Below are 15,865 nucleotides of genomic sequence, written 5' to 3' on the forward strand. Positions count from 1 at the left end.
GCCGTGGCGTTCAGGGCCAACGCGGCGTCTCGGTCGCTTTCAGCGCGATCGACGGCAGTATAGGCAGACGCGTTGATGATCCCCCAGGGTCTCAGCGCATGGATGCGCGGAATGACCGCGTCGGGGACCGACAGATCCGCGTCCCCTCGGCCCCAGGCGATCGCCTCGGGGGCAAGGCGCATCAGGGCCTGCGCAAGCTGCCCGGATTTTCCAAGGATCAGCAGGCCGGTCATTTCGCCTGACCAAGCCGCTGGCCGACCCCGTCGCGCGACAACAACGGCTGCCACCAGTCCCTGTGGTTCAGATACCATTCGACCGTGCGCCGCAGCCCTTCCTCGACCGTGACCGAGGGACGCCAACCCAGTTCCGTGCGGATCCGGGCCGGGTCGATTGCGTACCGCCGGTCATGGCCCGGGCGGTCGGTCACAAAAGTGATCAGATCGGCATGAGGCGCGCCTTCGGGATGCAGATCGTCCATATGCGCACAGATCGTGCGGACCAGGTCGATGTTTCTGGCCTCGTTCTCGCCGCCGATGTTGTAGCTGCGGCCGACCTGCCCTTGTTCGACCACCAGAAGCAGCGCGTCGGCGTGATCCTCGACGTAAAGCCAGTCACGCACATTGCCGCCGTCGCCATAGACCGGGATCGGTTCCCCTGCCAAGGCCTTCAGGATGACGACGGGCACCAGCTTTTCAGGAAAATGATATGGCCCGTAGTTGTTCGAACAATTGGTCAGCACCACCGGAAGGCCATAGGTCTCGTGCCAGGCCCGCACCAGATGGTCCGATCCTGCCTTGCTGGCAGAATAGGGACTGCGCGGATCATAGGGGGTGGTTTCGGTGAACTGTCCCGTATCGCCCAGTGAGCCGAAGACCTCGTCCGTCGAGATATGGTGGAAGCGGAAGGCATCCGGCCTGCCATTGGCCGTCCAGTACCGGCGGGCGGCCTCCAGCATGTTGAACGTGCCGATGACATTGGTCTCGATAAAGGCCGCAGGCCCGTCGATGGACCGATCGACATGGCTTTCGGCCGCCAGATGCATCACCGCATCGGGCCGGTGGGCATCGAAGACACGGTCCAGTTCCGCACGATCGCGGATGTCGACCTGTTCAAAGGAATAAAGCGGGCTTTCGGCGGCATCGGCCACGTTCGCGGGATTGGCGGCATAGGTCAGCGCATCGACATTGACCACCTCATGCCCGCGCGAAACGGCAAGGCGAACCACGGCCGAACCGATGAACCCCGCCCCTCCGGTTACGAGAATCTTCATGCTGCGCCCCTGTATTCAAAAGGTGACGTCCAGTCCGCGAAGGCAGGGGCATCCCGGTCCTTGGGGGAAAGCAGGGGATCATCGACCCCCCAGTCTATTCCAAGGCTGTTCCACAGGACCGCCCCGTCGCTGGTGCGGTCGTAATGGGCCGTGCATTTGTAGACGATCTCGGTGTCGGGTTCCTGGGTGACGAAGCCATGAAGAAAACCTTCGGGGATCCAAAGCTGCCGACCGTTTTCAGGGGTCAGCTGAACCGCAACCCATTGGCCGTATGTTGGGCTGCCCCGCCGCGCATCCACGGCCACGTCCAGAAGCGCCCCCCGCCCGCAGCGCACCAGCTTTCCCTGGGCAAAGGGCGGCGCCTGATAGTGCAGGCCGCGGACCGTTCCGACCCGAAAGGACAGCGAGTGGTTGTCCTGGACGAATTCGGGCATCGCCAACCCGGCCTCGGCCAATGTCTTTCGGTTCCAGCTTTCCGAAAAAAAGCCACGTTCATCGCCAAAGCGCGCCGGGGTCAGGACAAGGACATCGGGCAAGGCAGTGGCTTCTATCTTCATCGGATCGACCCAAAATTGGAAACGTCGCCCCCCTCTATGCGATGGGAAAGGTCGTGTCACTCACCCGCGGGCGAAAATCCCCGGTTGTGTCACTCGATCACCAGATCCGCGTGAAGCGCCCCGGCCGCATGGATGGACTTGAGGATGTCGATCATCTCTCGCGGGCGGACGCCCAGGGCGTTCAATCCCTCTACCAGATCGCTGAGAGAGGTTTCCCCCGCCACCTCGGCAAAGCCGATGCCCGGTTCATTGCGCAATTCGGCCACCGTCCGGGGAACGGTCACGGTTTCGCCCCTTGCAAAGGGATTGGGCTGCGAGACCATCGGCGCCTCGCTGACACTCAGCGTCAAGGCCCCCTGGGACACGGCGACCCGAGAGATGCGCACACGCTCTCCGATCACGATGGTGCCGGACTTGTGGTCGATGACCACCTTGGCGCGATCTTCCGGTTCGACGGTCAGGTTTTCAATGCGCCCGAGAACACGAGCCGGGTTCACGTCGCCCAGTTGCCTGAACTCGACCAGCACGGTACCGCTGTCCTGGGTGATTGCGACCCTGCGGTCGAAATCGCGATTGATGGCATCTTCGATCCGTGTCGCGGTCGTGAAATCCGCGTTCCGCAGGGCGACACGGATGTTCTGGATACTGGCGAAATCGAATTCGACCTCACGCTCTACCCGAGCGCCGACGGGGATCTTGCCCGAAGTCGGCACCCCTTCGACCACCCGTGCGGCCTCGCCCTCGACTGCGGCGCCGCTGGCGATTATGGAACCCTGCGCCACGGCATAGATATTGCCGTCCGCCGCCTTGAGCGGAGTCATGACCAGCGTCCCGCCCAGCAGGCTCTTGGCGTCACCGATCGTGGACACGCTGACGTCGATGCGGCTGCCCGACCGCGCGAAAGGAGGCAGGGTCGCGGTCACGACAACGGCCGCGACATTGCGGGATCGCAGCGCCTCGTCGGTGACATTGACCCCCAGCCGTTCCAGCAAGCCGGCCAGCAATTCCTCGGTGAAAGGGGCATTGCGAAAGCCGTCCCCGGTGCCGTCCAGACCGACGACCAGGCCATAGCCGACCAGATCGTTGCCCCTTACCCCGTCGAAATCGGCCAGATCCTTGATCCGGACCGGAGCCGCCGCCGCAATCGCGGGCAGCAGGACCATGACGACCATAACCAGGAAACGACGCATCACAGATAATTCACCAGCTTGAGTTGCGACAGCCGCCCGATCACGGAATACAGCGTTTGCAGCTTGGTTTCCGCATCCGATATGGCGGCCGCGGTGGCCATCGGATCGGCCTCGCGCAGGGTATTTCTTGCCGTTTGCAGAGTGGCGGAGGCTGCATTGCCTTCGGTCTGCGCGGTGGCGATGACCTGCTGGGCATAGCCCAGGCGCGACATTTCGGCGACCAATCGAGGAGAGTTCTGCAGCAAGGCCTGGCCGGCCCCTTGCAGAAGCGTCCTGGCCTCGGTCCCGTTCCCGGCCAAAGCACCCCGATCCAGCATTGCTGCGGTGGCCAGGCCCTTCAGGCTGTCGCGGATGGCGGGGGACAAGGCGGTCGTGGTCAGAGTGATCGCCGTCTCTTCGCCGATGGGCGTCGACTGGCCTCCCGGTCCGCCATGATAGGCCGTGTCGGCAAAGCCGCCGGTGCCTGGGGCTGCGTCGAACCAATCCGACACCGCCTGCGCCACATCCCCGGCGGTGGTCAGCCCGGCCACCTGTGCAGTCAGCGCGGTCAGGATCGTATCTGCCGAGGCGAGGGGGCGTGTGTCGCTGTGCGCACCCGAAAACAGGAAGCGTTGCCCGACCGTGCCGTTCAGATGACCGATCACCGCCTGGAATGCGGATGCGGCCTCGGCCGACCGGGCCGCCATAAGTCCTTCCGTCGTGGCCTCGGGTTCAAGATAAAGGCCTTGGCCGATATCCTCATTGATCGACTGAACTGATGTCAGCGCGTTCTGCATGCCTTGGGTATGGGCCGCAGCCTCGGCCGCGTTGGACTTGAACTGCGTCAGCATTGCAAGCCGGGCTTCGATGCCGGCCAGATCCTGCGTGTTGCCTTGCAGCCTGGCGCCCAGATCCGCAACCTCTCCGCTGGACAGCTCGGCCGTCAGTGTGGCCAGGGTGGTCTTGATCCTGTTCGAGGCGGCCTGCATGGCAAAGGCACGGGCCTGATCACCGATGGATTGCACCGTCATTCGTCATATCCCCAGTATCTGATCCATCATGGTCTGAATGGCCTGAATGACGCGCGCATTGGCGGCATAAGCCTGTTCGTATCGCAGCAGACGCTGCATCTCGGCATCGCTGTCCACTCCATCCGCGGCCAGCCTAGACGAGATCGTGTCGGCTTGACTGTTCCGGATCGCGGCATCGGATTGTGCGTTCACGCGCGTGGTGGAGACCAGCGATTCCACCGTTCCGAAGCGGTCGGTCATGGAAGCCTTGCCGCTGAAGCCGGTGCCGGGGATCAAGGTGGAACGATCCAGGGCCGCCGAGATCGCAACCAGCAACGTCGAGTCGCCGACCGCGCCTTCCGTGGCGGCATTCAGGCCCGAGCGCAGCCGCCAGGCCGCCCCTCCGGCGTTCTCGACCACCGCGTCATTGATGCCGATCCGCCCCGCCAGTCCTGTCTTGCCTGACAGGCTGGCACGGGCGCCATCGTCTGTGAACAGGCCGGCCGAGGTCGCGGCCAAGGTGCCGTCCACTGCCGGATCCGCAAGGCGTTCGTGCAATTCGAAGGCCAGATCGTCCAGCGAGGCTTGGACAGCGGGGGCCAATTCGTCGCGAACCGCAAAATTCGCGGCCAATGAGCCTCCCGCATAAAGCTGCATCTGCGACTGCGTCAGGTCGGCCCCGTTCTGCGTCAACAGCGCCAACCCGGATCCTGCGGTCTGGCCCGCAGTCACCTGCCCCGCGGCCGTGAAGGACAGTTCAGTCGGGGTGGTGCCGTCCAGAAGCACCGCCCCTCCGGCCGTGAACAGCGCCACGGCTCCGGCGGGACGCGTTACCTCCTGTACGGGAACGATCTTCGAAATCTCGCCGATGATCCCCTGTCTTTGATCCAGAAGCGACGAGGGGTCAGAGCCATCGGCCTCCAGCACGGCGATCCGACGATTGAGCTGCGCGATCTCGGCCAGCGATTTGTTCAGCCGGGCGACATCGGCGGCGATGGCCTGATCTGCCGCGCTGCGGGCAGCCTGAACCTGGTCCGAGGCCGCATTCAGCCGGTTGGCCAGTATCTGCGCCTTGTCCACAGCCTGCGTCAGCCGGATTTCGTCATCGGGGCGACTGGCTGCGGAGGACAAGGCCGTTCGAAAATCGCCAAGCGCAGCCCCCAGACCGCCAGTGCTGCCGGCAATGCCGATCCGATCCTCGATCTGCTTGGCAAAGGCCAGCCGGGTCGAGGCTTCGGCCCGCGCGGCCTCGGCCAGGCGGGATTCCGACAGGACGCTTGCGTTGACCGCGCGCGTGACGCCGTCGATGCGCACGCCCCCGGCATTGCCGCCTGCGGTCTGGGCACTGACCGCCATCTCTCGCCGGGCATAGCCTGGGGTGGCGGCGTTGGCCAGGTTTGCCGCAACGGTTTCGGTCCCCCGCGCCGTGGCCGTCAGGCCCGACATGGCATTTCCAAGGGCGCGCGCAATGCTCATTCAGACCACCCCTCAGCGTTTGATGTTCGTCGTTTCCTGCAACATCTCGTCGACGGTCTGGATGATCTTCGCGTTCGACGAATAGGCACGCTGCGTCAGGATCAGGTGGGTCAGTTCCTCGGCCACGTCAGTGGTCGATTCCTCCAAGGCATATCCCTGGAGAGAACCCGTCGGGCCGTCGCCCGCATTCCACAGGAAGAAGCTGCCCGAGGTGGGCGATATGGTAAAGGCTTGTGAATCGACGGACATCAGGCCGTTCGGATTGGGAACATCCACCAGCGGGATCTGATACAGGGTCTTGACGAAGCCCGTGTCATAGCTGGCCTTCAGAAAGCCGTCAGCGTCCACCTCGACCGTGGTCAGGTTGCCGACCGGGGAGCCATTCTTGGTGATGTTCGTGGGCGAGAAATTGGCTGCAAGCTGCCGCAGGCCCGTTGTTCCGCCAGGGGTGCCGACGACCAGATCCATCGCACCACCGCCAACGGTCAGGCCGATCGCCCCCGACACCGGATCATAGGCCCCGCCCGACAGCGTGGTCACGCTTGCGATGCTGCCGCCATGTGCCTGGCTGTCGTCAAAGACGATGCGGTAGGACCCAACCAGGTTGGCCGCCGGATCCGAGGCGGAATCGCGGACCTCCATCACCCAGGTGTTCGACATGCCGGTCGGATCCGAGGTGTCCGGGATGAAGGTGATGTTCAGGGCTTCTGACGTGCCCAGATTTCCGAAATATTCGACCTTCAAGGCCAGGGGATCGCCTGAGGCGGTGGCCAGGGTCTTGCTTGCAGGCAGGTTCACGCCCAGCGACACCTCGGTCGTGGGGTCGCCTGCGGTCTGGTTGGCGCTGATCCGGACAGGGGTCAACCCGGTCATGGTATCGCGGGACATCAGCGGGATGGTCCCGTCGGCCTGGGCGGGCCAGCCCATCAGGACCAGGCCTGAACCCGTCTTCAAGACACCTTCGGCATCGGGACGGAAAGACCCCGTGCGGGTCATCATGAACGGCAGGTCCGTGAACCCGTTGTCCAGGTCCACCGCCGAGGTCACCGGCAGCATTCCCCGGCCCGATATGGCGATGTCCAGAGGATGCGTGGTCGTGGACAGCGCCCCGTCATCCTCGATCACCCTTTGCGTGGTGGCCGTGACACCGCCTGCCGAATACATGCCCGCAACGCGGTGCTGGTTCAGCACGAAGGAATTGAAGTCGGTTTCCATGCGCTTGTAGCCATAGGTGCCCGAATTCGCGATATTGTCCGAAATCGTTGCAAGACGGGTGGAATTGGCCGCCAGCCCCGAAACACCGGCGCTCATCGCGGAAGACATTGACATGGCATCACCTTTTTCAGTTCACCCCCGATCATCCACCGCAGGACTTAAGATTCGCCTAATTGCCCCTGACTATCTGAGTAAAATCACCTCGATCCGGTTATTGGTCGCATCCATTGGGTTTCCGGTCTTGTTCTTGCGGTCGGCATAGCCGGTAACGCGCTGGATTCGCTGAGCATCAAGGTCGGACCCTTCAAGCAGGCTCCGGACCGCATGGGCGCGGGCATCGGACAAGGGCCAGACGGGGGAATTCACCAGCGTTTCAGGATATGCCCGGACATGACCGGAAATGGCGACCTGGTTGCGCGTCCTGGTCAGCACCCTGCCGATGATTCGGGCCAGTTCGGTCAGAACCGGCTGCGGTTCGGCGGTGTCTTCGACAAACAGCGGTTGATCGGTCAGATCGCCCAGTTCGATGACCAGCCCTTCATCCGTCATGCGGGTGACGACATGGCGCAACAGGTTGGTCAGCTGCTGCGATTCGCCGCCGCTGGCGCGAAGCTGACGCTCGATCTCCTCGGCCACCTGTTCCAGGGTGACGTCCGAGGGTTCCTTGCCCTGCTGTTCCACCCCCTCGCCCGAGGCCCCGGGTGTTCGCACGATAGTGGGGTTGAAGTAGTCGGCAAGACCCGAACGCTGCTGTTCCGTTGTGGCATTCAGCAGCCACATCAGCAGGAAGAAAGCCATCATGGCGGTCACGAAATCCGCATAGGCGACCTTCCAGGCGCCGCCGTGGTGACCCCCCTCGCCCGAGGCGGTCACCCGCTTGATCATGATCGTGGGGCCTGCCGCCCCCTTCTGCCTTGCCATCGCACACCGCCATCGATTTCCTGACGGAATGTCGCGGCAAGTCGGCCCTGGAACAAGCCGACCCCTCAAATGCTAGGCATTATCCCGGCAGGTTCAGTCCCTGTGCCAGCCGCTGATGGCCTTGGAATCCATGAACTCCTCAAGGCCCATGATGCCGCCCTCGCGGGCGCGGCCCGACATCTTGACCCCGCCGAAGGCCGATCCCGCGCCGCGCGACTGGCCGTTCATTTCCACCATGCCGGACCGCAGCCTGCGCGCCACGCGGTTGCGCCGCGCCCCGTCCCCGGACTGGACATAGTTGGTCAGGCCATAGGGCGTGTCGTTGGCGATCTCGATGGCCTGTTCCTCGGTGTCGAAGGGGATGATCGACAGGACGGGGCCGAAGATCTCCTGCTGGGCGATGGTCATGTCGTTGCTGACATCGGCGAAAACGGTCGGACGCACGAAATAGCCCCGGTTCACCCCTTCGGGCAGGCCGGTGCCGCCCGCCACAAGGCGCGCACCTTCGTCGATGCCCTTCTGGATCAGATCCTGGATCTTGTCCCACTGCTGCTTGCTGACCACGGGACCGATATGCTTGCCCGGCTGATGGGCGCTTGCGACCTGGGTTTCCTGGGCGACCCTGGCCGCCGTCTCGACCGCCTGGTCATAGACCGACCGTTCGACCAGCATCCGGGTCGGCGCGTTGCAGGACTGGCCGCTGTTGTAAAAGCAATGCCGCGCGCCGCGCACCACGGCCTTGTCGTCGGCATCGGCGAAGACGATGTTGGCGCCCTTGCCGCCCAGTTCCAGCACGACCTTTTTCAGCGTGTCGGCCGCGGCCTTGGTGATCGCGATGCCCGCGCGTGTCGATCCGGTGAAGCTGATCATGTCCACGTCCTTGTGCGTGGAAAGCTGCGTGCCCACCCCCGGCCCGTCGCCGTTCACCAGGTTGAAGACACCCTTGGGCAGCCCCGCCTCGTCCACGATCTCGGCAAAGAGCATCGAGGACAGGGGCGCGATCTCGGACGGTTTCAGCACGCAGGTATCACCCGCCAGGATCGCCGGGATGACCTTCAGCGTGACCTGGTTCATCGGCCAGTTCCAGGGCGTGATCAGGCCGACCACGCCCACGGGTTCCCATGCGACCATCGAGGTCGGGGCATGGTCTCCCAGCGGGCGGATGAAGTCGAAGTCCTTGAAGGCCGTGATGAAGTTTTCGATGTGATAGGTTCCGGCGGCCACCTGGTCGCCCAGGGACATGTCTTGCGGCGCGCCCATTTCGTGGCTGATGGCCCATGCCATGTCCTGCGCGCGGCGGTTGTAGATCTCGAGGATCTTCTCGACATGAGCCAGCCGTTCGGCCGGTTCGGTCCGCGACCATCCCGCGAAGGCCGCCTTTGCCGCCGCCACGGCACGATCCGTATCGGCCTGGTCGCCCAGGCTGATGACCGCCACCGCTTCCTCGGTCGAGGGGTCGATCACCTCGAGATCATTGGCCCGCGCGGGATCCACCCAGGCCCCGCCGATATAGAACTTGCGCTTGTCCAGAAGCTCGGTCATCGCGATTTCTCCAATCCAGTTGGCGACAAGGTGAAGCGGCGGCAAGGCCTGCGCAACCCTTGTTAAATCTCGATTCAATATGTCGATAAAACGCTGGCATTCCTGCCGCTTTGTCTTATCCTGCGCGAAACTCTCAACATGAAGGACACCCTGATGTCCCTGCGCATCAACGACATCGCCCCCGATTTCACCGCCCCCTCGACCGAGGGCGAGATCCGGTTCCACGACTGGCTGGGCGACAGCTATGGCATCATCTTCAGCCATCCGCGCGACTTCACCCCCGTCTGCACGACCGAATTCGGCGTCGTTGCCCAGCTGATCCCCGAATTCGAGAAGCGCAACACCAAGGTTCTTGGCGTTTCCGTCGATTCGGTCGAGGACCATGGGAAATGGAAGCGCGACATCGAGGCCGTGGCGGGCGCGCCGGCCGATTTCGCGATGATCGACGACCGCGACCTGACGGTGGCAAAGGCCTATGACATGCTGCCGGCGGACCATTACCTGCCCGCCGAGGGCCGCACGCCGGCCCATTCCGCGACCGTGCGCAGCGTCTTCATCATCGGTCCCGACAAGAAGGTCCGGCTGACCATGACCTATCCCATGTCCATTGGCCGGAACTTCGCCGAAATCCTGCGCGCCCTGGATGCCGTGCAAAAGACCGATGGCGTGCCCATCGCCACGCCTGCGAACTGGGTGCCGGGACAGGACGTGATCGTGGCCCTGGCGCTTGACGACAAGGCGGCCGAGGAACGCTATGGTCCCTTGGACATCAAGCTGCCCTATCTGCGCTTTGCCAGGGATCCGGCCTGATCCGATCCTTCAGCCTGGCCAGCCATAGCGGTCCAGCAGGGCGGCGATCGCCTGGTCGTTGCCCGTGCCGTGAAGGTTCTGGCTGCGCAGGCTTTGCACCTGACTGCCTTCCCATTCAAGGATCCGGGCGCGGGCGCCGATCTTCTGCGCCTCCACTCCCGCCATGCGGTGCATCCAGTAAAGCCAAACATCGTCTGAACGCGGTGCCAGCAGGGTAAACAGGTCATCCCGCGTCACATCGGGGTGAAAGACACCCGGCGCATAGATCACGCCGCTGACCCCGGTCAGGAAGACCAGCGGGGATCGTTCCGGCGCATCGATATTGTGGCGCCACTCGGCATAGGGGGCGGGCTTGCCTTGGCGCAGCGTCACCCGATGGGCGCGATGACAGGCGATCTTCGCGCCTTGGTGGACCGCCGAAACCAGCCTTTCCAGCCAGTCGGCCGGATAATGGACATCGTCATCCGCGGTCACGACAAAGGCATCCGGTGTATCCAGCAGCGTGGGCACGATCTTCTTGTAGGACCGCCACGGTGAACAGGTCCGGACCTCAAGCCCTGGCAGCAGGGCAATGGCGGGCGGCAGGTGGGCCTTGTCCCCTTCATCCAGCCAGAGGATCACCCGGTCAGGCTGCATGGTCTGGCGAAGGATGGCGCGCAGCGTCAGTTCCAGCGTGCCGAACCGCGCCGGATAGCTGGTCAGTGACAGGACCAACGGTCCGGGCAGGCCGTGCGGGCGGCCGGGCGCATCGGTACGGGCCATGACCTCGGCCCGGGCACGGGCCAGGCGGCGGCGATGCTTGAAGGCGCGGAAGGCGTCCGAAATCACGGCCGGTCCCAAGCCTGGCGCAGCCAGTCGATGTTGCCGATGCGGCGATACCATTTGTGGCCCCGCCCGGCAAAGACATCCTCCATCTTCGGCGCGCCGGCGAACAGGACGATCTTCGCCCTTTCGGGCAGGACGGGGTCGCGCAGATAGCTGGACAGGTGCCGCGGGACGCAATCGTTCTTGAAGCTGACGCACCAGCCCTTGGGCCAATAGTTCAGGTTTCCATGCGCCGCCAGTTGCGCCGACTGGAACTGCTGGCTGATCTCATAACGGGCCGTGGCGCCTGCCGGATCGGCCAGATAAGCATCGAGGATATAGGCGTGCTGCCCGATCTCGAACCGGAAGACGCTGGAATTGCCCACACTGTGCAGAAAGCGGTCGCGCGAGGGGTTCACGCGACGCAGGGGCTTGGGGCGGAACAGGTCGTCGTCGCGGATGATGTGAAAGGCACCCGGCAGGTCGAAGAAGGGCTGCAGGTCATCGACCACCACCAGGTCGATGTCCAGAAACAGCGCCGTCCCCGACAAACCCGCCAGATCGCGCCGGAAGATCGCCAGCTTGCGCCACCGGGTATCGCCATGCCCGGGGGGCAAACCCAGTTCGGGCAGGGGCATCGCTTCGATGCCCCGATCAAGGCCACGGGCATCGTCGGTGAAGCAGATGAAGCGGTGAGGCCGGGTCAGATGGCGGCGGATCTGGCGGAACAGGCGGTTCACGTCGTCGGCGCTGTAGAGCGTGCCCCATTTCATGGTGAGGATCAGGACAGGGGCCAAACGAGTCATCGCAAGGTCCTGTTTTCCTCGGCCACGACAAAGCGCCCGTCAAAAACAGGATTGCTTCGGGGCAAATTCAATCTTTTCCGTGATTCATCCGCAAAGCGGCCTGCCGACAAGCCTGCGGACATGAACTGCAGGAACTCATCCGACCGGCGTTGCCAATCCGCCAGATCGCGCTTTTCACGGCTCGAGACATGGCCAAACCGCTTTCTTGTCCAAGCACGCAGCCAATATCTTGCCCGCCGCAACGGATTGACCGGATTGAGCCGCAGGTAAGAGGTGTAATCCTCCCCTTCGTCCTGCATCAGTTTGTGGTACAGCGCCGTGTAACGGGGGTCGGTAGGCGCACGCCATCCTCTTGTATCCCCATGCCAGGGTTTCTGGGTGCGACAGAAGTGGATGAAAACCGGCGCTATCGTCTCGGTCAGCCCCAGTTCCAAGACATAGGCCTGATAGTTCATCCGGGGGCTGAGTTCCGTCCAGACGCCATCGAAATGATGCGCCAGGAAATCCTGATCGAAGCGGGCGGCTGCGGGATAGGAGACAAAGTATTGGCTGAGTTCCTGCGCAAAATCGATCTGCAGCCATTTCCCCACATCAATCAGAAGCACTCCCGAATTGAGATATCTACCGGATCTGACGCCAATCGATTCCAGCCACTGATCACGGCTCATGTCCTTGATGTCGTAAGGCGCCTTGCTCAGAGTTGCGATGTCGCTGACGGCCCCGATCCCTGCGGGAAGATCAATATCCCAGATGCAGCGTTCGGCGCGCATGGCCCAGATATCCGCATCCATGTATAGAAGCTTGCGATACCTGTGCAGCACCTGCGGCACGAACAGGCGAAGATAAACGATTCTGGGCCATTTCCGGTCCTCGGGCAGGCCTTCGGGCAGAAAGCCCATCAACTCGTCATAGTGATAGATCACGCCTTCGCCGCAGCCGAATTCGCGGATTTGCGCGTTGCGATCTTTTCGCTCGACAAAGACATGCACGTCACAGGCCCACAAGGTGGCAATCCGCTTTGCCTGCATTCCGGCAATGGACGCAAGTTTCTCGTCCGTCACAAGATAGATGGCGGATGCAGTCATCGAGGCAACCTTTGGCCAGACGAACCAAATATATGAAAAAAGGTCGTCGCAGAAGACGACCCCGCCAAAGACGGGGTCGCCCGATATCTCAAGAGGATGATCAGCCCTCGGCCGCCTCTTCCTTGGCTTCGGTGATTTCCTGGCCGGTTTCCTGGTCCACCATCTTCATGCCCAGGCGGACCTTGCCGCGGTCGTCGAAGCCCAGCAGCTTGACCTTGACCTCCTGGCCTTCCTTCAGCACCTCGTTGGGGTGGGTCAGGCGCTTGTTGGCGATCTGGGACACGTGGACCAGGCCGTCGCGCTTGCCGAAGAAGTTCACGAAGGCGCCGAAATCGACCAGCTTGACGACCTTGCCGGTATAGATCTTGCCTTCTTCCGGCTCGGCCACGATCGAATAGATCATGTCATAGGCCTTCTTGATCGAATCGGCGTTGGCCGAGGCGATCTTGATGGTGCCGTCGTCGTTGATGTCCACCTTGGCGCCCGAGGTTTCCACGATCTCGCGGATGACCTTGCCGCCCGAGCCGATCACTTCGCGGATCTTGTCGGTCGGGATCTGCATGGTCTCGATACGCGGGGCATGGGCGCTGAACTCGCGGCGGCCTTCGGTCAGGGCCTTGGCCATCTCGCCCAGGATGTGCAGGCGGCCTTCCTTGGCTTGCGCCAGGGCTTGCTCCATGATCTCGGGGGTGATGCCCTGGACCTTGATGTCCATCTGCAGCGAGGTGATGCCCTCGGAGGTGCCGGCGACCTTGAAGTCCATGTCGCCCAGGTGGTCTTCGTCACCCAGGATGTCGGTCAGGACCGCATACTTGCCGTCTTCCTCCAGGATCAGGCCCATGGCCACGCCCGCGACCGGCGCCTTGAGCGGAACGCCCGCGTCCATCATCGCCAGCGAACCGCCGCAAACCGACGCCATCGAGGACGAGCCGTTGGATTCGGTGATCTCGGACACGACGCGGATGGTATAGGGGAAGTCGGTCGGGGCGGGCAGAACGGCCTGCAGCGCACGCCAGGCCAGCTTGCCGTGGCCGATCTCGCGGCGGCCGGGCGAACCCACGCGGCCAACCTCGCCCACCGAATAGGGCGGGAAGTTGTAGTGCAGCAGGAAGTTCGAGCGGAAGTTGCCGTGCAGCGCGTCGATGATCTGTTCGTCATCGCCGGTGCCCAGCGTGGTCACGACCAGGGCCTGCGTCTCGCCGCGGGTGAACAGGGCGGAACCATGCGTGCGCGGCAGGATGCCCACTTCGCTGTCGATGGCGCGGACGGTGCGGGTGTCGCGGCCGTCGATACGGGCGCCGCCGTTGATGACGTCACCGCGCAGGATGCCCGATTCCAGCTTCTTCAGCGCCGAGCCCAGGTTCGGATCGGCCAGTTCTTCCTCGGACAGGCTGGCCACGACCTTTTCGCGGACGGCCTGGATGGCGTCGCGGCGGTCGGCCTTGTCGATGATGGCATAGGCCGCGCGCATTCCTTCTTCGCCCAGCGACTTCACGCGGGCATAAAGCGCGCTGTAGTCCGGCGACTGGAAGTCGAACGGCTCTTTCGCGGCGGCTTCGGCCAGGTCGATGATCAGGTCGATCACGGGCTGCATCTGCTCGTGGCCGAACTTGACGGCGCCCAGCATCTCCTCCTCGGTCAGCTCATAGGCTTCCGATTCGACCATCATCACGGCGTCCTTGGTGCCGGCGACGACCAGGTCCAAGCGCTGCTCGGGGTTGCCGCGCAGGTTGTCCATGTCGGACACTTCGGGGTTCAGGACGTACTGGCCGTTCGAGAAGCCGACGCGGGCCGCGCCGATCGGGCCCATGAAGGGAACGCCCGAAATGGTCAGCGCGGCGGATGCCGCGATCATCGCCACGATGTCGGGATCGTTGACCAGATCGTGGGACAGCACGGTGCACATCACCAGGGTCTCGTTCTTGAAACCGGGGGCGAACAGCGGGCGGCAGGGACGGTCGATCAGGCGCGCGGTCAGCGTCTCCTTCTCGGTCGGGCGCGCCTCGCGCTTGAAGAAACCGCCGGGGATCTTGCCGGCGGCATAGTATTTTTCCTGATAATGCACCGTCAGCGGGAAGAAATCCTGCCCGGGCTTCGGTTCTTTCGCGAAGGTCACGTTGGCCATGACGCTGGTCTCGCCCAGGGTGGCGATGACCGTGCCGTCGGCCTGACGGGCAACCTTGCCCGTTTCCAGCGTGAGCGTTTCCTGGCCCCACTGGATGGATTTCTTCACTTCTTCAAACATCTGGTTTCCTCTGGGCCGCGCCAGCCCTCTGGCCGCGCCCGTGTCATATGGCGACCCCATTGCCGCCGCCCCTATCCTTCGCATGTGCCCCGGGGCTTGGGCGTCACGTCACAGATGGCGGGGCCTTACAGGAAAACAAGGGGTTTGGGAAGTGGGACGGCAGGTGCGCCGAGGCCGGGGACCGCAAACGCGACGCGAACCGGCAGGCCCAAGGGATGCCGCATGACCCTGGGCTTCACAGGAAACGCCCGCAGCCATGGGCAACGGGCGTCTTTCTGGTGCTTCGGGGCGAGGGCCTGGCGTCAGGCAGCGCCCTTGCGGTCGGGTGCGGCCTGAACGAAAGGCTGCGCGGCAGTGTGTTGGGCCACCTCTTTCTCGGCCGGGTCGGCCTGGGGCGTGACCTTGAGCTTTTCGACCAGATCCAGCAGCTTCCCGCGCTCCATCCCCCGGATGGCCCAGGCGCGGGCGCGTTCCTCTTCGGACGGGTCGCTGGGGGCAAGTTCCCGGCTGACCACCGGGGCGACCTTTTCCTCGGCAGGCTTGACGTCCCGGAATGCCCCGGAGGCACTGCGGGCCGCACCCGACGACCCGACGGCGGCGGCGGTTTGCACCGCCGTGACCGGCGCTTGCGTGGTGGCAGAGGGTTGCGCAGCCGAAGCCGTGGACCGGGCCGCTTCCGCTTGGTCAACCTGTTGCAGTGCCTTGTCGGACAAATCGAACACGACGCCTTCGGACTGTTGGGGGCCGGGTTGCGGCGCCGCCGCCTGCTGCGCGGCCGCCAAGGCCTCGGCCGCCCTTCTTGCAACGGCGCTGTTAGGGGCGGCGTTGGAGGCTGACGGGCTCAACAGCGGGTTCAGGACGGGTTTCAAGATACCAAGTGCCATTCGCGACTCCTTTATTACTGACAGCCTATTTTTTAGGCCGCAGATCAATGGGGTCCACCGAAAAGCCTGTC

The 15,865-nt window shown here is 63.7% G+C and carries 15 protein-coding genes; 1 reads left to right on the forward strand and 14 read right to left on the reverse strand.

Features of this window, described 5'->3' with window-relative positions; genetic code table 11:
* The 9 genes from CK944_RS06870 to CK944_RS06910 all read right to left on the reverse strand — a co-directional run.
* Nucleotides 1-233: sugar nucleotide-binding protein (locus CK944_RS06870; protein WP_158247968.1), on the reverse strand; the 233-nt coding region annotated here is incomplete at its 3' end.
* A complete protein-coding gene (gene rfbB, locus CK944_RS06875) occupies nt 230-1,270 on the reverse strand; it encodes a dTDP-glucose 4,6-dehydratase (RefSeq protein ID WP_103172323.1) in 1,041 nt (346 codons plus the stop codon). The genes CK944_RS06870 and rfbB, both read right to left, overlap by 4 nt.
* The gene (gene rfbC, locus CK944_RS06880) at nt 1,267-1,827 is read right to left on the reverse strand and encodes a dTDP-4-dehydrorhamnose 3,5-epimerase (RefSeq protein ID WP_103172324.1); all 561 of its coding nucleotides are present in this window, start codon (nt 1,825-1,827) and stop codon (nt 1,267-1,269) included. Before rfbC ends, rfbB begins: the two co-directional genes overlap by 4 nt.
* Nucleotides 1,828-1,916: 89 nt before the next feature.
* Complete coding sequence (locus CK944_RS06885) at nt 1,917-2,999, reverse strand: flagellar basal body P-ring protein FlgI (RefSeq protein ID WP_371411656.1); 1,083 nt, start codon at nt 2,997-2,999, stop codon at nt 1,917-1,919.
* 17 nt (nt 3,000-3,016) lie between these two features.
* Entirely contained in the window at nt 3,017-4,027 is a 1,011-nt protein-coding gene (locus CK944_RS06890) for a flagellin (protein ID WP_103172326.1), read from the reverse strand.
* A gap of 3 nt (nt 4,028-4,030) precedes the next feature.
* Entirely contained in the window at nt 4,031-5,482 is a 1,452-nt protein-coding gene (gene flgK, locus CK944_RS06895; protein ID WP_103172327.1) for a flagellar hook-associated protein FlgK, read from the reverse strand.
* 12 nt (nt 5,483-5,494) lie between these two features.
* Nucleotides 5,495-6,811: a flagellar hook protein FlgE gene (locus tag CK944_RS06900; RefSeq protein ID WP_103172328.1), complete on the reverse strand. Its 1,317-nt coding sequence runs from the start codon at nt 6,809-6,811 to the stop codon at nt 5,495-5,497.
* Between the two features lie 69 nt (nt 6,812-6,880).
* Nucleotides 6,881-7,618, reverse strand: a complete 738-nt coding sequence (locus CK944_RS06905; RefSeq protein WP_103172329.1) for a flagellar motor protein MotB — start codon at nt 7,616-7,618, stop codon at nt 6,881-6,883.
* Nucleotides 7,619-7,711: 93 nt separating this feature from the next.
* On the reverse strand, nt 7,712-9,160 hold the full coding sequence (locus CK944_RS06910; protein WP_103172475.1) for an aldehyde dehydrogenase family protein: 1,449 nt from the start codon (nt 9,158-9,160) through the stop codon (nt 7,712-7,714).
* A gap of 153 nt (nt 9,161-9,313) precedes the next feature.
* Between CK944_RS06910 and CK944_RS06915 the strand changes: the two genes are divergently transcribed.
* Nucleotides 9,314-9,970 (forward strand): peroxiredoxin, encoded by a 657-nt coding sequence (locus CK944_RS06915; protein WP_103172330.1) that lies wholly within the window; start codon nt 9,314-9,316, stop codon nt 9,968-9,970.
* 9 nt (nt 9,971-9,979) lie between these two features.
* On the opposite strand, the gene CK944_RS06920 is transcribed toward CK944_RS06915, so the two are convergent.
* From CK944_RS06920 to CK944_RS06940, 5 genes are all read right to left on the reverse strand, one after another.
* Nucleotides 9,980-10,810 (reverse strand): glycosyltransferase family 2 protein, encoded by an 831-nt coding sequence (locus CK944_RS06920; protein ID WP_239985987.1) that lies wholly within the window; start codon nt 10,808-10,810, stop codon nt 9,980-9,982.
* Nucleotides 10,795-11,580 (reverse strand): hypothetical protein, encoded by a 786-nt coding sequence (locus tag CK944_RS06925; protein ID WP_103172331.1) that lies wholly within the window; start codon nt 11,578-11,580, stop codon nt 10,795-10,797. The genes CK944_RS06920 and CK944_RS06925 overlap by 16 nt, the downstream gene beginning before the upstream one ends.
* Complete coding sequence (locus CK944_RS06930; protein WP_103172332.1) at nt 11,577-12,665, reverse strand: glycosyltransferase; 1,089 nt, start codon at nt 12,663-12,665, stop codon at nt 11,577-11,579. The genes CK944_RS06925 and CK944_RS06930 overlap by 4 nt, the downstream gene beginning before the upstream one ends.
* Nucleotides 12,666-12,765: 100 nt before the next feature.
* Nucleotides 12,766-14,910, reverse strand: coding sequence for a polyribonucleotide nucleotidyltransferase (gene pnp / locus CK944_RS06935; protein ID WP_103172333.1), 2,145 nt, complete (start codon nt 14,908-14,910; stop codon nt 12,766-12,768).
* 302 nt (nt 14,911-15,212) lie between these two features.
* Entirely contained in the window at nt 15,213-15,794 is a 582-nt protein-coding gene (locus CK944_RS06940) for a hypothetical protein (RefSeq protein WP_146038617.1), read from the reverse strand.
* Nucleotides 15,795-15,865: the final 71 nt, after the last annotated feature.

This window comes from Paracoccus sp. SY, from assembly GCF_002901215.1.
Classification (GTDB): Bacteria; Pseudomonadota; Alphaproteobacteria; order Rhodobacterales; family Rhodobacteraceae; genus Paracoccus; species Paracoccus acridae.

Bases quoted from the DNA above. Each gene is read 5' to 3' on its own strand.
- CK944_RS06915 (WP_103172330.1), top strand. From the start codon at position 9,314: ATGTCCCTGCGCATCAACGACATCGCCCCCGATTTCACCGCCCCCTCG.
- CK944_RS06885 (WP_371411656.1), bottom strand. From the start codon at position 2,999: ATGGTCGTCATGGTCCTGCTGCCCGCGATTGCGGCGGCGGCTCCGGTC.
- CK944_RS06905 (WP_103172329.1), bottom strand. From the start codon at position 7,618: ATGGCAAGGCAGAAGGGGGCGGCAGGCCCCACGATCATGATCAAGCGG.
- CK944_RS06925 (WP_103172331.1), bottom strand. From the start codon at position 11,580: ATGACTCGTTTGGCCCCTGTCCTGATCCTCACCATGAAATGGGGCACG.
- CK944_RS06900 (WP_103172328.1), bottom strand. From the start codon at position 6,811: ATGTCAATGTCTTCCGCGATGAGCGCCGGTGTTTCGGGGCTGGCGGCC.
- flgK (WP_103172327.1), bottom strand. From the start codon at position 5,482: ATGAGCATTGCGCGCGCCCTTGGAAATGCCATGTCGGGCCTGACGGCC.
- rfbB (WP_103172323.1), bottom strand. From the start codon at position 1,270: ATGAAGATTCTCGTAACCGGAGGGGCGGGGTTCATCGGTTCGGCCGTG.
- CK944_RS06910 (WP_103172475.1), bottom strand. From the start codon at position 9,160: ATGACCGAGCTTCTGGACAAGCGCAAGTTCTATATCGGCGGGGCCTGG.
- CK944_RS06890 (WP_103172326.1), bottom strand. From the start codon at position 4,027: ATGACGGTGCAATCCATCGGTGATCAGGCCCGTGCCTTTGCCATGCAG.
- pnp (WP_103172333.1), bottom strand. From the start codon at position 14,910: ATGTTTGAAGAAGTGAAGAAATCCATCCAGTGGGGCCAGGAAACGCTC.
- CK944_RS06940 (WP_146038617.1), bottom strand. From the start codon at position 15,794: ATGGCACTTGGTATCTTGAAACCCGTCCTGAACCCGCTGTTGAGCCCG.
- CK944_RS06930 (WP_103172332.1), bottom strand. From the start codon at position 12,665: ATGACTGCATCCGCCATCTATCTTGTGACGGACGAGAAACTTGCGTCC.
- rfbC (WP_103172324.1), bottom strand. From the start codon at position 1,827: ATGAAGATAGAAGCCACTGCCTTGCCCGATGTCCTTGTCCTGACCCCG.